Origin of the sequence: Paenibacillus mendelii (genome assembly GCF_024498075.1) — a bacterium.
Lineage (GTDB): Bacteria > Bacillota > Bacilli > Paenibacillales > Paenibacillaceae > Paenibacillus_Z > Paenibacillus_Z mendelii.
The window spans coordinates 1,290,922-1,306,385 of sequence record NZ_JANHOF010000001.1; the positions used below are offsets into that span (position 1 = coordinate 1,290,922).

Below are 15,464 nucleotides of genomic sequence, written 5' to 3' on the forward strand. Positions count from 1 at the left end.
CGTCTCACTCCTTGTAAAAGTTTTCTGCGATTACTACTTGCGTGGACTACTGTGTGAGCAGAAAACTTGCCTCGGGAGCGTTACCCGTTTTCTGCGATTACTACTTGCATGGACTATTGTGTGAGCAGAAAACCTGCTTCGGGAGCGTTACCCGTTTTCTGCGATTACTTGCTTATATTGACTTCTTATCCGAGCAGAAAACTCAATTCAAGAGCGCTGCGCCTTTTCTGCGATAACTGGCCGGGTTGGATGACATCTACGTAAGTTAAACCTACCCTGTCTTTCTGTGAACAAACCCTGCGGCTGTCCTTTATTCCGACCAGACGACAGCGCCGTTAACCACCGTGAGTACCGGCCAGCCGTACAGCTTCCAGCCGCCGAACGGTGTATTCGTTCCTTTTGAAACAAAGGTTTCCGGCTTGACCTCGCGCTCGCCTTCCAAGTCGACGATCGTCAGATCCGCAGGCTTGCCGACAGCGATGCTGCCTTCCGCAAGGCGGAATACGCGTGCCGGATCCTCCGTCATTCGCTTCAGCAGGAAGCCAAGCGTCCACTTGCCCGTCCGTACAAACTTCGTGTATAAGAGCGGGAAGGCCGTCTCGAATCCGACGATGCCGAATGGTGCCAGATCCACGCCGCGCGCTTTCTCCTCCGCACTATGCGGTGCGTGGTCGGTGACGACCATATCGAGCGTGCCGTCTTCTAGTCCCTCAATGACCGCTTGCACATCGCGAGGCGTACGGAGCGGAGGATTCATTTTCCAATTGGCATCCATTCCCGGAATATCTTCATCGGACAAAATCAAGTGATGCGGGCAAACCTCAGCCGTCACATTGATTCCGATCTGCTTCGCCATCCGGATAAGCCGTACCGATTGTTCGGTGCTTACGTGGCAGACGTGGTAGTGAACCCCTGTCGCTTCCGAGAGCAGAATGTCGCGGCCGACATGAATGGCCTCCGATTCATTCGGTATTCCCTTCAAGCCGTGCTTCTGCGCAAACTTGCCTTCTGTCGCCCAAGCCCCTTTGACTAACGAATCGTCTTCACAATGGGCAATTACCGGCATGTCGAGGGAATGGGCCAGGTTCATGGCATCCTTCATCATTTGCGCATTCTGAACACCTACACCGTCATCCGTAAACCCGATCGCGCCCGCTTCCTTCAGACCGGCGAAATCCGTCAGCTCACGTCCAAGCTCGTTCTTCGTAATCGCCGCATAAGGCAGCACCTTCACGATTCCTTCGGTCGCCGCCTTGTCCAGTATGTACCGGATCATGTCAGGCGTATCAGCAACCGGCCGGGTATTCGGCATGCAGGCAATCGTCGTGAAACCGCCTTTAGCTGCCGAGCGTGTACCGCTCGCGATATCCTCTTTATATTCGAAACCAGGCTCGCGCAGATGAACGTGCATATCGATAAACCCTGCGGACACCAGTTTTCCTTCTGCATCTATCGTGTCATGTCCAGCCGTATCCGGTTGGCCGCTTTCTCCGTCCACGATCGCCTGAATAACCCCATCACCGACTTGTATATGCTTGGTTGCGAGGCTGCCCGCCGATTCGTCCCACAGCTTTCCATTCAAAATCCATAATGCCATAATCGTCATTCTCCCTTCGCTATCCAGCCTCCGGCCGAACACCGGCTTAGTAAGATCTTAGTTGAGTGCCCGCTCGATAACGGCCATTCGAATCGGTACGCCATTCTGCATCTGCGGGAAAATTCTCGATTGCGGATGCTCAACCAGCTCATCGTCGATCTCCACACCTCGGTTAATCGGCGCCGGGTGCATAATGATTGCATGCGGCGCAAGACGCTGCGCACGCTCCACAGTCAAACCATAATGTTCCCGATAATCCTCGGCCGATTTAATCATGCCATGCTCATGCCGTTCCAGCTGAACGCGCAGCATCATAACCACATCGGATTGGAGCGCTTCGTCCATGGAGATATAAGGTGCATCCAATTCATCGGAAGCCATATTGCCCGGCGCGCAAAATCTGACGTTGGCACCAAGCTTCCGCAGTGCCCACAGGTTTGAACGCGCTACGCGGCTATGCAGCACGTCGCCGATAATGGTGACGGTCAGGCCTCTCAGCTCGCCGAATTGCTTGCGCATTGTGTATAAGTCAAGCAGCGCCTGTGTCGGGTGCTCGTTATTGCCGTCTCCGGCATTAATGAGCGGAACTTTGATTTTCGTTGCCAGGTCGGCGAGAACGCCGATCGGCTTCAATCGGATCACGCCCACATCGATCCCCATGGATTCGAGTGTCCGTACCGTATCGTATATGGATTCGCCCTTCTGAACACTCGATACCGCTGCGGAGAAATTAAGCACCTCGGCGCCTAGCCGTTTCTCGGCAACCTCGAACGAGAAGCGCGTTCGTGTGCTGTTCTCGAAAAACATGTTGGCAACGAATTTTCCTGGAATGACGGGCTGAACTTTAGCCGGCTGTGCTTCCCAGTATGCTGCGCGGTCCAGAATCGAGATAATCTCTTCCTTGTCGAGCTCCTTCAGTCCGAGCAAACTCCGCTCTTTTAAGGTTGTGATGGTCATATCAACCTGCCCCCTTTAATGGATTATCGTTACTTTATCCTCATCGTCCACTTCGAGCAGCGATAATATAATTTGTTCCTGCTTGGAGGTCGGCACGTTCTTGCCGACATAATCCGGCCGGATCGGTAGCTCACGGTGACCGCGGTCTACCAGTACAGCCAGTTGAATCGATTGCGGCCTCCCGCAATCCATCAACGCATCCATGGCAGCCCTAATCGTGCGGCCTGTGAAGAGTACATCGTCGAACAGAATGACCCGCTTGTCCTGCACAAGGAGCTTTTGCCTGCCATCGTCTTTGCTGGCGCCTGATTCAACGCCCCGGTCATCCCGGTACAGCGTGATGTCGAGCTCATTCACTTCCACCGGCAAGCCTTCGATTTCTCGAATGCGCGCGGCGATTCTTTCTGCGATGTAGATGCCCCGCGTTCGGATGCCGACCAGGACACAGCCTTCAATCCCTTTGTTTTTTTCGACAATTTCATGCGCGATTCGCGTGAGTGCCCGGCGGATCGCCGTTTCGTCCATTATGATGCGGCCTTCATTCATGCGTGTCCTCCGCCTCCTTAACGTTTCCACTTGCTCCGAAGCCATAAAAAAAACTCCCTGCGGGATGCGCAAGGAGTGCGAGTACATGAACCGTTAGCCGTAATGGTGACAAGCCCAATATGAGCAGGTGCTGCTCATGGCGGTCTTCTCCCCCATACTGCCTGTAAGTTCAACTATTCACGCTACCTTGCCAGCCTCTCTGGACTGTCATTAAAGGTACTGTTGTTCATTAACAAGAATTATCCCACGTTCGACAATTGATGTCAAGACCACAGAAGGTGAATTGTCGGAATTACAGACTAAGCTTAGTGAAGCGTTCGACGGCTTTCTCCGTGTTCTCACGGCTGCCGAACGCCGTAAGGCGGAAATAGCCTTGGCCGCTTTGACCGAAACCGACGCCTGGCGTACCCACGATGTTCGCTTCGGAAAGCAGCTTATCGAAGAATGCCCAAGAGTCAAGCCCTTGCGGAGTTTTCAGCCAAATGTACGGCGCGTTCACGCCGCCATATACTTGAAGACCGAGCGACGCTAGTCCGTCACGGATGATGCCTGCGTTCGTCATATAATAATCAATGATGGACGCGATTTGTCCCTTGCCTTCCGGCGAATAGATCGCCTCTGCACCGCGCTGCGTCACGTAGGAAACCCCGTTAAACTTCGTTGTGTGCCGGCGGTTCCACAAATCGTTCACAAGAACGGCATTGCCGCTCTCGTCCTTCGCCTTCAGCTCGCGCGGAACGACCGTGTACGCACAGCGCAAGCCGGTGAATCCGGCCGTTTTGGAGAAGCTGCGGAACTCGATCGCCACTTCCTTGGCTCCTTCGATTTCATAGATGCTGCGCGGTACGTCTTCTTCTTGGATGAAGGCTTCGTATGCAGAATCATATAGAATGATGCAATCATTCTCCTTCGCATAATCGACCCAACGCTTCAACTCTTCCTTGGACAGCGTCATGCCGGTCGGGTTATTCGGATAGCAGAGGTAGATCAGATCCACTTTGCGATCCGGCAGGCTTGGCGTGAAGTTGTTCTCGGCACGGCATGGCAGATAGACGATGTTCTCGTACTGCTTCTTCTCGGCATTGAACTTGCCGGAGCGGCCTGCCATGACATTCGTGTCCACATAGACCGGATAAACAGGATCTTGAACAGCTACTACGGCATCTTGACTGAAGATTTCTTGAATGTTGCCCACATCGCATTTGGAACCGTCACTGACAAAAACTTCATTCATCCGGATGTCAATGCCGCGTGCCTTATAATCATTGTCGATAATCGCTTGAATGAGAAAATCATAGCCTTGCTCTGGGCCGTAGCCCCGGAACGTGCCGGGAACCGCAAGCTCATCCACTGCGCTGTGCATGGCTTTGATAACAGCTTCGGGAAGGCCGCGGGTAACGTCGCCGATTCCAAGGCTGATCATCTCGGCTGCAGGGTTGTCTTGCATGAATTTCGTACGCCGTTTGGCGATTTCAGAGAACAGGTAGCTGCCTTGCAGATTTGTATAGTTGGGGTTAATTAGTGTCATGGGCACAAACACTCACCTTTCGGAATTCATATGATGTTCAACAGTTGCCATAATCATAGCGTAAGTTGACCAATCAGCTTAATAAAGAAAATGGTGAAAAGTTTGCACTTTTCACCATCTTCGCTAAGATGTCTTCCTATTCGGTTAACTCAACATGCTCCAGGACGAATTATTGGCAGTCAGCGCTGCTGCAGAATCAATAATTCATGTGCCATGTCCCCGGGGATCGGCGCTTCAAACTCCAAATATTCACCGGTTCTCGGATGATCGAATCCGAGCACAGCCGCGTGAAGCGCTTGCCCCTTCATCCCGATCGGTTTGTTGCGTCCGTACAAGGGGTCGCCCGCAAGCGGATGTCCGATATATTTCATATGCACCCTGATCTGGTGGGTACGGCCGGTTTCCAGCTTAAGTTCCAGAAGCGTATAGTCCCCCAGCCGTTCTATAACCGCAAAATGCGTTACCGCATGCTTGCTCCCGCGCTCCGTTACCGTAAACAGCTTCCGGTCGTTCGGATCGCGTCCGATCGGCGCATCGACTGTGCCATGATCATGCGGCATATTGCCGTGAACAAGCGCGACATACTTCCGTGTCACGGTATGCGCCTTGAGCTGCGCGGCTAGTGATGCATGAGCAAGATCGTTCTTCGCTGCCATTAGAAGGCCGGACGTATCCTTGTCAATTCGGTGGACGATACCCGGTCTCATCACGCCATTAATGCCGGACAGGTCCTTACAATGATGCATGAGCGCATTCACCACCGTGCCCGATGCATGTCCCACGGCCGGATGAACGACCATTCCCCGCGGTTTGTTAATGACGATGACATCCGCATCCTCATAGACGATCGACAGAGGGATGTCCTCCGGCTCGATGATCGCATTCTCCGGCTCCGGCACCGTAACGCCAACGGTATCATTCTCGGCTAGCTTATAATTGGCCTTGGCCGGTTTTCCGTTGACCAGCACAGCAGCCGCTTTGATCCAATCCTGGATCTGGGTTCTCGAGAACGCACCGTCCTCCATGCTTTCCGTTACATACTTGTCCAAGCGTTCGCCTGCCTGTTCCATACCGACGACGAACTCGAATGAATCCTCATTATTGTTGTGCAGGCTGCTGAGGCTGCTGCCCGTCTTGTCCATTTGATTCATGCTTTTCTCCGTTCTCGTTCTTTATTGATCGAAGCGAGTCGATCAGAATTAACGCGACACCGCATACAATGCCGGAATCGGCTAAGTTGAAGATCGGATATACGTAAGTGCCGAACGTAAATTGCAGGAAGTCTACAACCTCGCCTTTTAAAGCCCGATCCAGGAAGTTGCCGAATGCGCCGCCCAGCACGAGCCCGAGGCCGATGAGCAGCAACGGCTTGCCGGTATGGCGGTTTTTCTGAATATACCAGACAATCCCGGCTACCACCAGAAGTGTGATGATGATAAAGAACGCGGTTTGCTCTTGAAGAATACCGAATGCTGCGCCCTTGTTCCTGTGCGAAGTAATGACAAAAAAACCGCCCAGTATTTTTATTTCCTGATAAAGTTCCATCTGGGTTTCAACGATTTTCTTGGTAACAAAATCGATTGCGAAAACAAATAATGCGATCCAATAGTAATAAAACCGCAACTCATCACTCCCCTTCATCCCAAACATTGTAGCACATCCGCCTTTTTCTTGACCAGCAAATCCCATGGCCGTGCCGTTAAGAGTTTCGCTTGTTAGCAATATTTGTAATCACTGCCTTGAACATGTTGATCCGGCGCTTTGTAAAATCGGACGAAGGAGCTCAAACTAACGGCATCGGCAACCATTTTGCACAGAAGGAAGGGACCCGCTCCAATGACAAACTTGACTAAGCAACAGCTTCACAAGCTTCGTAAGCAGCTTGAAGGGGAGAAGTCCGAAATCGAGCAGCGCCTGGCGGAGAGCGATCACTACGGGCTAGCCAGTTCTCAGCGCGAGGAGACAGGCGAGCTGTCCACGATTGATAATCACCCTGCTGATATGGCAACGGAGACGTTCGAGCGCGGCAAAGACATCGCCTTGCTCGAGCACGAGGACCTGCGGCTTAGCCGAATCGATTCTGCTCTGGACGCCATGGATAACGGCGAGTACGGACAATGCCTGACTTGCGGCAAGCCAATCCCGCTTGAGCGGCTTCAAGCTTTACCCGATACGTTGTATTGTGTGGATCATTCGCCCCGGCAGCAGGTTTCGGATCGCCGTCCTGTCGAAGAAGTGTTCTTAACTCCGCCATATGGCCGATCAAGCTTGGACGAGGAGGGTGGCTACAACGGCTTCGATGGAGAAGATGCCTGGCAAATTGTCGAGAGTTGGGGCAACTCGGATTCACCTGCCATGTCTGAGAATCCGGACGTTGAATCCTATGATTCAGTTGGTATTGAATCCGAGGAACCTGACGGCTATATCGAAGCGATCGAGAGCTTCCTGGCAACGGATATTACCGGCACCACCGTCAGTGTGATTAGAAACCGCGCTTATTATGATTATATGCATCAAGAAGAAGGCGACCATGAGCTGGAATCCTTATAAAAAGCCTTAGTCTTCTATTCCATGTGCCTGCCTTGACCTTGAGCCGCTAATAAGCTTTGCCCTCCAGCTGATGCTGGACAATCCGAACGATATCCGCGATGTAATCGCCGATAATAGGCAAATTAAGCGCACCGAGCAATTGAAGCACATAAAGAATGGTTGCGGCGAAGAAGGTAAAGCCGATCGCGATGCCGACGCCTCTTGCCGTTCCCGCTACCAAATTGCGCCAAATAAGCGACCAGGGACGGTTAAGCAAATCAACGTATTCTGCGATTTGCGAACGCTCCATGTCATCGGCTACTTTGCCCAGGCGGCGGTCCAGCATATCCATGGAACGCCGCAAGGCGCTTAAATCTTTCGTTTCCTCGCTCATGGTCTGGCCATTCCCTCCGGCAAGGCGATCAGCCCGGACGCTCTTAGGAAGAACTTGGGGCAGGTCGCGGAAAATAACGAAGCCCATGCTTCGCTGCAAAGAAAGCGGCCTCGCCGCTCGCCAGCAGCGTTTGCATGGGCGTTCGTTTTGTTGTTGTTGCTATTTACTATTCCCTTAATCGGCGAATAGAATCCCGATTTCCTTATCCCCCAGCGCAACCTGTTCCATTCCTTCGCGGCTGCCGTACTCAACGCCGCTCAGCAATACATTCTCGAACAGAACCGCTTCGAAGGCTTGAAGCGCGGAACGCAGATCTTCATCGACCTGTAGCACCAGATTAACGCGTTTCTCGATTGGCAGGTCCAGCTTCTTCCGCGTATCCTGCACGGCCCGAATCACTTCACGTACCAGACCCTCTTGCTCCAGCTCAGGCGTAATGTCCGTGTTCAGCGCGACAGTCAACTGATAGCCGGAAGCCGACGCGAAACCGGATTTGGCTTGTTTCTCGACAAGCAGCTCCTCGACGGCAATTGTCAGCTTCTCGCCATCCTGCGTTTCGAAGACGAGCTCGCCCTGACGGACGGCCTCACTCGTCTGCGCGGAAGTGAGCGACTTTAGATGAGTTTGGATTGGACCCACGTTCTTGCCAAATTTCTTGCCGGCCACCTTCAAATTCAGCTTGAAGGTCAAATCGACAAATCCGCTGTCCCCGCTTGCGATCGTAATCGACTTCACATTGATTTCTTCCTTAATGATGTCCTCATAGGAAGCGAGATCGAAATCACGGTCCAAGGCGATAATCAGTTCCGATAACGGCTGACGCGTCTTGATCCCGGTTTCGTTGCGTACGTTGCGGGCCAGCTCGACGATTTGCCGCGCGGTTTCCATATCGCGCTCCAGCGTCTCATCGATGGCTGCCTCATCACTCTTCGGATAATCGGCCAGATGCACGCTTCCGCTTCCGCCGAGATTAACGTACACATCTTCCGCAAGAAGCGGAGCGAACGGGGCAATGAGACGAGACAACGTCAACAGCACATGACGCAGAGTTCCGTATGCATCCAATTTGTCATCACTCAAGCCGCTTCCCCAGAACCGGTCGCGCGAACGGCGGATATACCAGTTGCTGAGCTCGTCAACGAACGTCTCAATCGCTTTGGCCGCATTCAGGAAATCGTTGACTTCCAACCCTTTGTTCACTTGACGAATCAGACTGTTCAAGCGGGATACGATCCACCGGTCAAGCTTGACATTGGATACGCGTTCCGGCTGCTGCTCAGGATCATAGCCGTCGATCGACGCATAAAGCGCGAAGAACGCATGCGTATTGACGATCGTATCGATAACCTTCGACTTGGCTTCGCCAACTATTCCGCGCGAGAACCGTTTACTGTTCCATGGCGCGCTGTCAGCCAGAAGCGCCCAGCGGAACGCATCCGTACCGTATTCGTTGATGATTTCCCAAGGATCGATGACATTGCCTTTCGACTTGGACATCTTCTGGCCGTTCTCATCGAGGATATGTCCCGTTGAGATGACGGCTTTATAGGGCGCTCTGCCGTTATACAGTGTCGATACGGCCAACAAGCTGAAGAACCAGCCGCGCGTTTGGTCAATTCCTTCGCAGATGATGTCTGCCGGATATTGATCGGCGAAAGTCGTTTCATTCTCGAAGGGATAATGATGCTGCGCGAACGGCATGGAGCCGCTGTCGAACCACACGTCGATGACTTCCGATGTCCGCGTCATGATGCCGCCATCGCAATGCGGGCAATTTAGCTTCACTTCATCGACATATGGCTTGTGCAGCTCGATATCCGGCGAGATCGGCTCTACCGATCTTGCGACCAGGTCGGCCCGGCTGCCCGGCGCATGCTGGCCGCCGCAGCTGTCGCATACCCAAACATTGAGCGGCGTTCCCCAGTAGCGGTTGCGGCTGATGTTCCAATCCACCAAATCCTCCAGAAATTTACCGAAGCGTCCTTCACGGATATGGCCCGGGTACCAATTGACCTCGCTATTGTTCGCGATCAACTGATCCTTCACGGCCGTCGTTTCGATAAACCAGCTGTCCGTCGCATAGTAGATTAGCGGCGATTTGCAGCGCCAGCAGAATGGGTAGCTGTGCTCGTAACGCTCTTTGGAGAAGAGCAGTCCCCGCTCGCTGAGCATTTTCACGATATCAATGTCGCAATCCTTCACGAACCGTCCCGCAAGATCAGTCACGGCGCTCACGTATTTACCCGCATTGTCGACAACGTTCAGGAAGCTAACGCCATTCTGGCGTGCCACCTTATAGTCGTCGTCACCATGAGCTGGCGCGATATGAACGATACCCGTACCGCTCGTATCACTGACGAAATCGCCGGGGATAATCATATGGCCTTTCTCGATGGACACGTAGCGGAACGGCGGCTCGTAGTTCAGGCCAACAAGCTCGGAGCCTTGAAGCGTCGATAGGATCTCGTACTCGCCCTTCATGACGCTCTCCACGAGTCCGGAAGCGATGATGTAGACTTCACCATCCTGCTTGACACGAGCATATTCCAGTGACGGATTAACGGCTAGCGCCGCATTGGCTGGAAGCGTCCACGGCGTGGTCGTCCAAGCCAGCACATAAGCATCATCGCTCACCAGCTTAAATTTGACCGTCGCGCTTAAATCTTTAACATCCTCGTAGCCCTGTGCCACCTCGTGAGAGCTTAGCGTCGTTTGGCAGCATGGGCAATACGGACTCACACGGTGACCGCGATACAACAGGCCTTTGCCGTGAATGGTCGATAGGATGTGCCATACGCTCTCGATATAGTCGTTGTTCAACGTAATATACGGATCGTCCATGTTCGTCCAATAGCCGATCGCTTCGGTTAATTCACGCCATTGCCGCTCGTATTCGAAGACACTGTCCTTACACTTGTTCACGAACGCTTCAATGCCATACTCCTCGATATCCTGCTTGCCCGAGATGCCTAGCTGCTTCTCAACGCCGAGCTCGACGGGCAATCCATGCGTATCCCATCCGGCCTTGCGGACGACACGGTATCCGTCCATCGTCTTGTAGCGGCAAATAAAGTCTTTAATAACCCGACCGAGTACATGGCCAATATGCGGAGCTCCGTTCGCCGTAGGCGGCCCTTCATAGAATACGAAATTCGGGCGGCCCTCCCGGTTCTCGATCGACTTCTTGAACGTCTCTTCCGTTCTCCACTTGTCAAGCACTCTCAGATCGCGGCTTCTCGCCTTTTCCTTCACATCTACACGCTGCATGGCTGCACACCCCTCTCGATAAATAAAAACAAAAAAAGCCGCATCCCTGTAAAGGGACGAGGCTTGGCTCGCGTTACCACCCTTGTTCCGCATCGTCAGCAGCAATCCCCTTTCACTTGCGAAAAGGTCTTATGCTTCCGGCCGAGCGGCACCTTGATCACAGATGCGGACATCTGCGTTCCCTGTAACGGTGGACATCCGGCAGCGCTTATCTCACCTGTGAGTTCGGCACTGCATCTCAGAGAGGATATTCGGCTAAGGTCTGTACACCGGCTTGCAGCAAAGCACCGGCTCTCTGGAGTACAAACGGCATCAGCTTACTCGTTCTCGTCAACGATGATACACAAATTATAATTATTATTTCTAGTTATACGCCAAACCTTATCAAAAGTCAATGCGAGCGAAAGCCCCTTGCTTTAAGATCCACGAACGATTTCACTCTTCACTTGCCCGCTGCCTTCCAGCGAGTCCCAGCCCTCTAAGCTGAGCAGATCGAGCTGCGCTTCGACCAGCGTTTTGAACCGTGCGCGGTAGATGGAGGCCTGCTTCTTCAATTCCTCTACTTCTAACGCGACTTTGCGTGATTTGGAGAGCGACTCGTTGATGATGCGGTCCGCGTTCTTCTCCGCTTCCTTCACGATCAGCTGCGCTTCCTTCTTCGCATTGTTCTTCAAGTCATCCGCCGCTTCCTGCGCAACGATGATGGTTTTGCTGAGCGTTTCTTCAATATTGGAGAAATGGTTCAGCTTCTCCTGAAGGGCCATCGCCTGATTCTGCATTTCTTTATTCTCGCGGATAAGCAGCTCGTAGTCCTTAATGACTTGATCGAGAAACTCATTCACCTCGTCTTCATCATAGCCACGAAGACGTCTGCCGAATTCCTTGTTGTGTATGTCCAATGGCGTTAACGGCATTGGCGCACCTCCTAAACGTTATAAGGCGAAGTAAAGATTTTATTTGTAAATTTCGACAGATTCGCTTAAATTCCTGCAATCCCTTATATAAATTTACCGATCTTTACGCGCATCCGGCCTTTCTTCGTCATTCCTTCGACGATTAACACTTTGAATCGGCCTAAACCCTGCATGGATACGACATCGCCTTCCTTGAGCGGCGTGGACGGATCTTCTTCCACCTTCCAATTGACTCTGCACCGTCCGGCACGGATGGGATCGACGATCTTGGTACGGCTGATCCGGTGAACGTCGCTGGCGATGCCGTCAAGACGCAAAGAAGCCACCGATAGGTTCATCTCCTCCAAATCCGCTTCGGCGATGCGCAAATCGGATAAAGGGATAATGTCCGTTAAGACGTGAACCCGGTGGACTTGCCGCAAATGAATATTCAGATAGTCGGCGATCTCCTCTGCTACCAGGCAGTGACAGAAATCTTCATGGATATGAAGATCGCCGATGCGGTCACGTTTAATGCCAAGCCCGAGAAGAGCGCCCAAATAATCGCCATGCTCCAGCTCCAGGTGGCCTTGCGACCCTCCGCTAATACGCAGAAGCGCAATGCCATCCGGCTCATCGTCAAGTATCCGGTATTCGGGTGCGATAAGAGCTCGCTTCCGCTCCGCACCTTCGTACCCGCCTGAAAGCTTCAGCTGCACTTCCGGCTGGCGGTTCGCCAAGCTGACGACAATCTCCGCTTGTCTGGGATCGAGAAAATCGGTCCGCTTCAGCTCATGCCCGTAGGCAGCACGTTCCAGCCATTCCGAAGCCCGGTCGACGAATGGCCGCTCGTCCGGATGAAAGTGAATATAAAGATTCTGCTTCATACGAAGACGTCGATGACCGCGATAATCCCGTATGCAACGAATTGGAGCGCAAATATCGCAACGATTGGCGAAATATCAAGCATCCCGCCAATCGGCGGGATAAACCGGCGGAATGGCGACAGATAAGGCTCGACCAGCTTGCCCAGCCATTCGCCAATGAAGCTTTCACGTGCGTTCGGCAGCCAAGAAAGCAGCACGTAACCGATAATCATGAAGGTGTAAATTTGTTCAATCATCCATATAAACCGCGAAATTTCCGCCAATCAAGGTCACCTCATTTTTTTGTAATCAGACTCTTCTGTCAGCATTTCCGAAATGGTGCCTTGAATTTCAACTGAATCCGGCGTGCACAAAAAGATATTCGGTCCTAGCTTCGAAATCCCGCCGCCCAATGCGTAAACAGTTCCACCCAAGAAATCGACAATCCGAACCGCGATGTCAAGCCGGACACGCTGTAAATTCACAACGACCGAACGACGGTTCTTTAGATGGTCGGCTATTTCCTGTGCCTCATCATAGGACCGCGGTTCATGCAGAATGACACGAATGTTCTTCTGTGAATGAATGCTGACAACATTGTTTGCTTTCGTTGTTTGTTTACGTGCTTCGAACGGAGAAGTTTCAACGTCCTGCTCTTCTTGCTGTTGACTCTGTGCTACCCGCTCGCGCTCGACGATCTCCTCTTCCTCCTGAAGCCCGAAAAAGTTCATGAATTTATTCATTACGCTCATCGTATTCGCCTCCTTCTCTAGCTCTGCTTCATACTTATCTTATCCATTACCCTTTTCCCACCAATATTGTACCCAACCGCAGCCAATTTGCGCCTTCTTCGACGGCAACCTCGAAATCTCCGGACATCCCCATCGACAGCCCGTTGACCGGCTTTCGCAGGATCGCTTGTTCATTCAGCTCATCCCGCAGATGGCGAAGTCCCCGAAACGTTGGCCTTGACTGCTCACCATCTGAATCAAGCGGGGCCATGGTCATAAGACCTACGGGCTCGATATGCGGCAGATCTGACAGCTCCCGTGCGAAAGACTTCAAGGATTCAGGGGCTAGTCCATGCTTGCTGTCCTCTCCCGATACATTAACCTGAATGAAGCATGGCACGACGATCCCGAGCTGCTCGGCACGCCGTTCAATAGCCTGAGCGAGCGAAGAACGGTCCAAAGCGTGAATGTATGTAAACTTTCCGATGACGTCCTTGACTTTATTCGTTTGGAGAGAGCCGATAAAGTGCCATACGGCCTGTCCTTCGGAAGAAGACCTTCCGGCCTCCTCGCCCGTGATTGCGTGCCACTTCTCAGCAGCGTTCTGCCAACGGTTCTCACCCAGGTGAACAAGTCCGTGCCGCAGCACGTTCTTCGTCTCCTCCGTGCCGACATACTTGGTTACCGCAATCAATTGAATTTCATCCCGCTGTCTGCCGCTTCGGCGGCATGCTTCAACGAGACGCTGCTCCACCGCTTCCATTCGTTCCGACAATGTCACGCGAGCGCTTCACCTCTTCCCATACCGATCCAGCTGACCATCCGTCCGGTTTGTCCCCCTTCCATGCGATGCGAGAAGAAGAGATCCGTCCGACAGCCTGTACACCACTCTGATAATTCGATACGTGTCGGCAAAATTCCTGCTTTTATCATAATCTGTCGGTTCAATTCTTTCAAGTTTATCCTTGCTTTACCTTCCGAGGCGGGCAGCACCACTTGCTCTCCAGCAAGTCCCCGCGTCTGCATGAGCTCATCGAGCTCCCGAACCAGCGGTTCAATCTTGCTCAGCACGACACCGTCGACCTCGTAACAGCATTGTCCGATCGAAGGTCCGATTCCGCCGCGTATATTCGCAGGCAAACAGCCATAGGCCTCTGACATAGCTTCTACGGTATGATGCGCAATCTCCAGCGCCGTCCCTTTCCAGCCGGCATGCGCCAGCGCGATTACCTCTTCTGCCGGATCGTAGAAATACAGCGGCACGCAGTCCGCATAAAAAGACGTCAGCAGCACATCCTTCTCCGCCGTCATGAGCGCATCGGCTTCCTGAATGGCAGATTCCCGGTCTAGCCTTCCTCTGCCCCGGTCTTCCCGTTTCACCTGATAGACCCGGTTCCCATGTACCTGTTCTCCGCATGTCCATGCTTCATAGGGCCATTGAAGCGCCTCTGCAAGGCGGCGCCGGTTGTCCAAGACCGCCGCGTTCTCATCCCCCACATGAAGGCCGCAGTTGAGCGACTCCCACGGCGTGGTACTCTCCCCGCCCTCGCGGCCAGTAAACCCAACCGTTAGCCCTTCCGAAATTTCCATCCATTCCGGCAACAAAAAAAGCGAAGGTCCCTTCGCCGTCTCGAATCGTTTAAACGGTTCCATCCGAAATTCACCTCGCCAACAGTGTACCACAGCAGTGGATCAGCATGCGAACACAGCAATGAATCCGAGGACGGGCTGAATGCTTTTTGACGCAAACCCAAACAGGCTGCCCGCAGTCTTGACCCTTGCGCAAGATCAGCGTCAGCGGGCAGCCTGTTCCTCTTCTTCCGCCCGGTAGGCTTTGGCGTCGTCGATGCGGACAAGCACGACGTCAGCACCAATCTTCACGATATTCCGCCAAGGGATAACGACATCTGTTCCGCCGCCGAACAGTCCGAAGAACTTCGTAAAATTGGGTACTACAATCGAATCGATCCGACCTTGGCGGAGATCAAGCTCAAGATCGCTCACTTGGCCGAGTTTGCGGCCATCGACGATATTAATGACGTCCTTCGTTTGAAAATCGGATATTTTCATACGCCGATCACCACTTTTCCATCGGGATTGTCGTCCAGTTAACCTTTATTCTTAGTATATGTTGATTTCGGGCAAAATGTCCTGAT

At 52.8% G+C, this 15,464-nt stretch carries 16 protein-coding genes and 1 other annotated feature; of the genes, 1 reads left to right on the forward strand and 15 read right to left on the reverse strand.

Features of this window, described 5'->3' with window-relative positions; translation table 11 throughout:
- Positions 1 to 310: 310 nt before the first annotated feature.
- The 6 genes from pyrC to lspA form a co-directional block, all read right to left on the reverse strand.
- A complete protein-coding gene (gene pyrC / locus NNL21_RS05920) occupies positions 311 to 1,597 on the reverse strand; it encodes a dihydroorotase (protein ID WP_204816479.1) in 1,287 nt (428 codons plus the stop codon).
- A gap of 57 nt (positions 1,598 to 1,654) precedes the next feature.
- Positions 1,655 to 2,554 carry an aspartate carbamoyltransferase catalytic subunit gene (locus NNL21_RS05925; RefSeq protein WP_204816480.1) on the reverse strand — a complete coding sequence of 300 codons (900 nt, stop codon included), beginning with the start codon at positions 2,552 to 2,554 and terminating at the stop codon, positions 1,655 to 1,657.
- A 15-nt stretch (positions 2,555 to 2,569) separates the two neighbouring features.
- Positions 2,570 to 3,100 (reverse strand): bifunctional pyr operon transcriptional regulator/uracil phosphoribosyltransferase PyrR, encoded by a 531-nt coding sequence (gene pyrR, locus NNL21_RS05930; protein ID WP_204816481.1) that lies wholly within the window; start codon positions 3,098 to 3,100, stop codon positions 2,570 to 2,572.
- Positions 3,101 to 3,392: 292 nt separating this feature from the next.
- Entirely contained in the window at positions 3,393 to 4,628 is a 1,236-nt protein-coding gene (locus tag NNL21_RS05935; RefSeq protein ID WP_204816482.1) for an LL-diaminopimelate aminotransferase, read from the reverse strand.
- A 179-nt stretch (positions 4,629 to 4,807) separates the two neighbouring features.
- Positions 4,808 to 5,698, reverse strand: coding sequence for an RluA family pseudouridine synthase (locus tag NNL21_RS05940; RefSeq protein ID WP_373567534.1), 891 nt, complete (start codon positions 5,696 to 5,698; stop codon positions 4,808 to 4,810).
- Between the two features lie 28 nt (positions 5,699 to 5,726).
- Positions 5,727 to 6,269 (reverse strand): signal peptidase II, encoded by a 543-nt coding sequence (gene lspA, locus NNL21_RS05945; RefSeq protein ID WP_204816799.1) that lies wholly within the window; start codon positions 6,267 to 6,269, stop codon positions 5,727 to 5,729.
- Positions 6,270 to 6,464: 195 nt separating this feature from the next.
- Between lspA and NNL21_RS05950 the strand changes: the two genes are divergently transcribed.
- Entirely contained in the window at positions 6,465 to 7,178 is a 714-nt protein-coding gene (locus NNL21_RS05950) for a TraR/DksA C4-type zinc finger protein (RefSeq protein WP_204816484.1), read from the forward strand.
- Positions 7,179 to 7,224: 46 nt separating this feature from the next.
- Here the strand turns inward: NNL21_RS05950 and NNL21_RS05955 are convergent, their stop codons facing one another.
- From NNL21_RS05955 to NNL21_RS05995, 9 genes are all read right to left on the reverse strand, one after another.
- Positions 7,225 to 7,650 (reverse strand): DUF5665 domain-containing protein, encoded by a 426-nt coding sequence (locus NNL21_RS05955; RefSeq protein ID WP_373567523.1) that lies wholly within the window; start codon positions 7,648 to 7,650, stop codon positions 7,225 to 7,227.
- Between the two features lie 75 nt (positions 7,651 to 7,725).
- The gene (gene ileS / locus NNL21_RS05960) at positions 7,726 to 10,818 is read right to left on the reverse strand and encodes an isoleucine--tRNA ligase (RefSeq protein ID WP_204816485.1); all 3,093 of its coding nucleotides are present in this window, start codon (positions 10,816 to 10,818) and stop codon (positions 7,726 to 7,728) included.
- 49 nt (positions 10,819 to 10,867) lie between these two features.
- Positions 10,868 to 11,161, reverse strand: a binding site (T-box leader).
- A 73-nt stretch (positions 11,162 to 11,234) separates the two neighbouring features.
- Positions 11,235 to 11,732 carry a DivIVA domain-containing protein gene (locus NNL21_RS05965; RefSeq protein WP_204816486.1) on the reverse strand — a complete coding sequence of 166 codons (498 nt, stop codon included), beginning with the start codon at positions 11,730 to 11,732 and terminating at the stop codon, positions 11,235 to 11,237.
- 83 nt (positions 11,733 to 11,815) lie between these two features.
- Positions 11,816 to 12,598, reverse strand: a complete 783-nt coding sequence (locus NNL21_RS05970; protein WP_204816487.1) for a YlmH family RNA-binding protein — start codon at positions 12,596 to 12,598, stop codon at positions 11,816 to 11,818.
- Positions 12,595 to 12,852 carry a YggT family protein gene (locus NNL21_RS05975; protein WP_507176556.1) on the reverse strand — a complete coding sequence of 86 codons (258 nt, stop codon included), beginning with the start codon at positions 12,850 to 12,852 and terminating at the stop codon, positions 12,595 to 12,597. The genes NNL21_RS05970 and NNL21_RS05975 overlap by 4 nt, the downstream gene beginning before the upstream one ends.
- Positions 12,853 to 12,867: 15 nt before the next feature.
- Positions 12,868 to 13,329: a cell division protein SepF gene (locus NNL21_RS05980; protein WP_204816488.1), complete on the reverse strand. Its 462-nt coding sequence runs from the start codon at positions 13,327 to 13,329 to the stop codon at positions 12,868 to 12,870.
- A gap of 46 nt (positions 13,330 to 13,375) precedes the next feature.
- Positions 13,376 to 14,089 (reverse strand): YggS family pyridoxal phosphate-dependent enzyme, encoded by a 714-nt coding sequence (locus NNL21_RS05985; RefSeq protein WP_204816489.1) that lies wholly within the window; start codon positions 14,087 to 14,089, stop codon positions 13,376 to 13,378.
- Entirely contained in the window at positions 14,086 to 14,961 is an 876-nt protein-coding gene (gene pgeF, locus NNL21_RS05990; RefSeq protein WP_204816490.1) for a peptidoglycan editing factor PgeF, read from the reverse strand. Before pgeF ends, NNL21_RS05985 begins: the two co-directional genes overlap by 4 nt.
- Positions 14,962 to 15,102: 141 nt before the next feature.
- Positions 15,103 to 15,378, reverse strand: a complete 276-nt coding sequence (locus NNL21_RS05995) for a YlmC/YmxH family sporulation protein (protein ID WP_204816491.1) — start codon at positions 15,376 to 15,378, stop codon at positions 15,103 to 15,105.
- Positions 15,379 to 15,464: the final 86 nt, after the last annotated feature.

Bases quoted from the DNA above. Each gene is read 5' to 3' on its own strand.
- pgeF (WP_204816490.1), bottom strand. From the start codon at position 14,961: ATGGAACCGTTTAAACGATTCGAGACGGCGAAGGGACCTTCGCTTTTT.
- NNL21_RS05965 (WP_204816486.1), bottom strand. From the start codon at position 11,732: ATGCCGTTAACGCCATTGGACATACACAACAAGGAATTCGGCAGACGT.
- NNL21_RS05980 (WP_204816488.1), bottom strand. From the start codon at position 13,329: ATGAGCGTAATGAATAAATTCATGAACTTTTTCGGGCTTCAGGAGGAA.
- lspA (WP_204816799.1), bottom strand. From the start codon at position 6,269: ATGAAGGGGAGTGATGAGTTGCGGTTTTATTACTATTGGATCGCATTA.
- NNL21_RS05935 (WP_204816482.1), bottom strand. From the start codon at position 4,628: ATGACACTAATTAACCCCAACTATACAAATCTGCAAGGCAGCTACCTG.
- NNL21_RS05940 (WP_373567534.1), bottom strand. From the start codon at position 5,698: ATGGAACAGGCAGGCGAACGCTTGGACAAGTATGTAACGGAAAGCATG.
- NNL21_RS05970 (WP_204816487.1), bottom strand. From the start codon at position 12,598: ATGAAGCAGAATCTTTATATTCACTTTCATCCGGACGAGCGGCCATTC.
- NNL21_RS05925 (WP_204816480.1), bottom strand. From the start codon at position 2,554: ATGACCATCACAACCTTAAAAGAGCGGAGTTTGCTCGGACTGAAGGAG.
- ileS (WP_204816485.1), bottom strand. From the start codon at position 10,818: ATGCAGCGTGTAGATGTGAAGGAAAAGGCGAGAAGCCGCGATCTGAGA.
- NNL21_RS05950 (WP_204816484.1), top strand. From the start codon at position 6,465: ATGACAAACTTGACTAAGCAACAGCTTCACAAGCTTCGTAAGCAGCTT.
- pyrR (WP_204816481.1), bottom strand. From the start codon at position 3,100: ATGAATGAAGGCCGCATCATAATGGACGAAACGGCGATCCGCCGGGCA.
- pyrC (WP_204816479.1), bottom strand. From the start codon at position 1,597: ATGGCATTATGGATTTTGAATGGAAAGCTGTGGGACGAATCGGCGGGC.
- NNL21_RS05995 (WP_204816491.1), bottom strand. From the start codon at position 15,378: ATGAAAATATCCGATTTTCAAACGAAGGACGTCATTAATATCGTCGAT.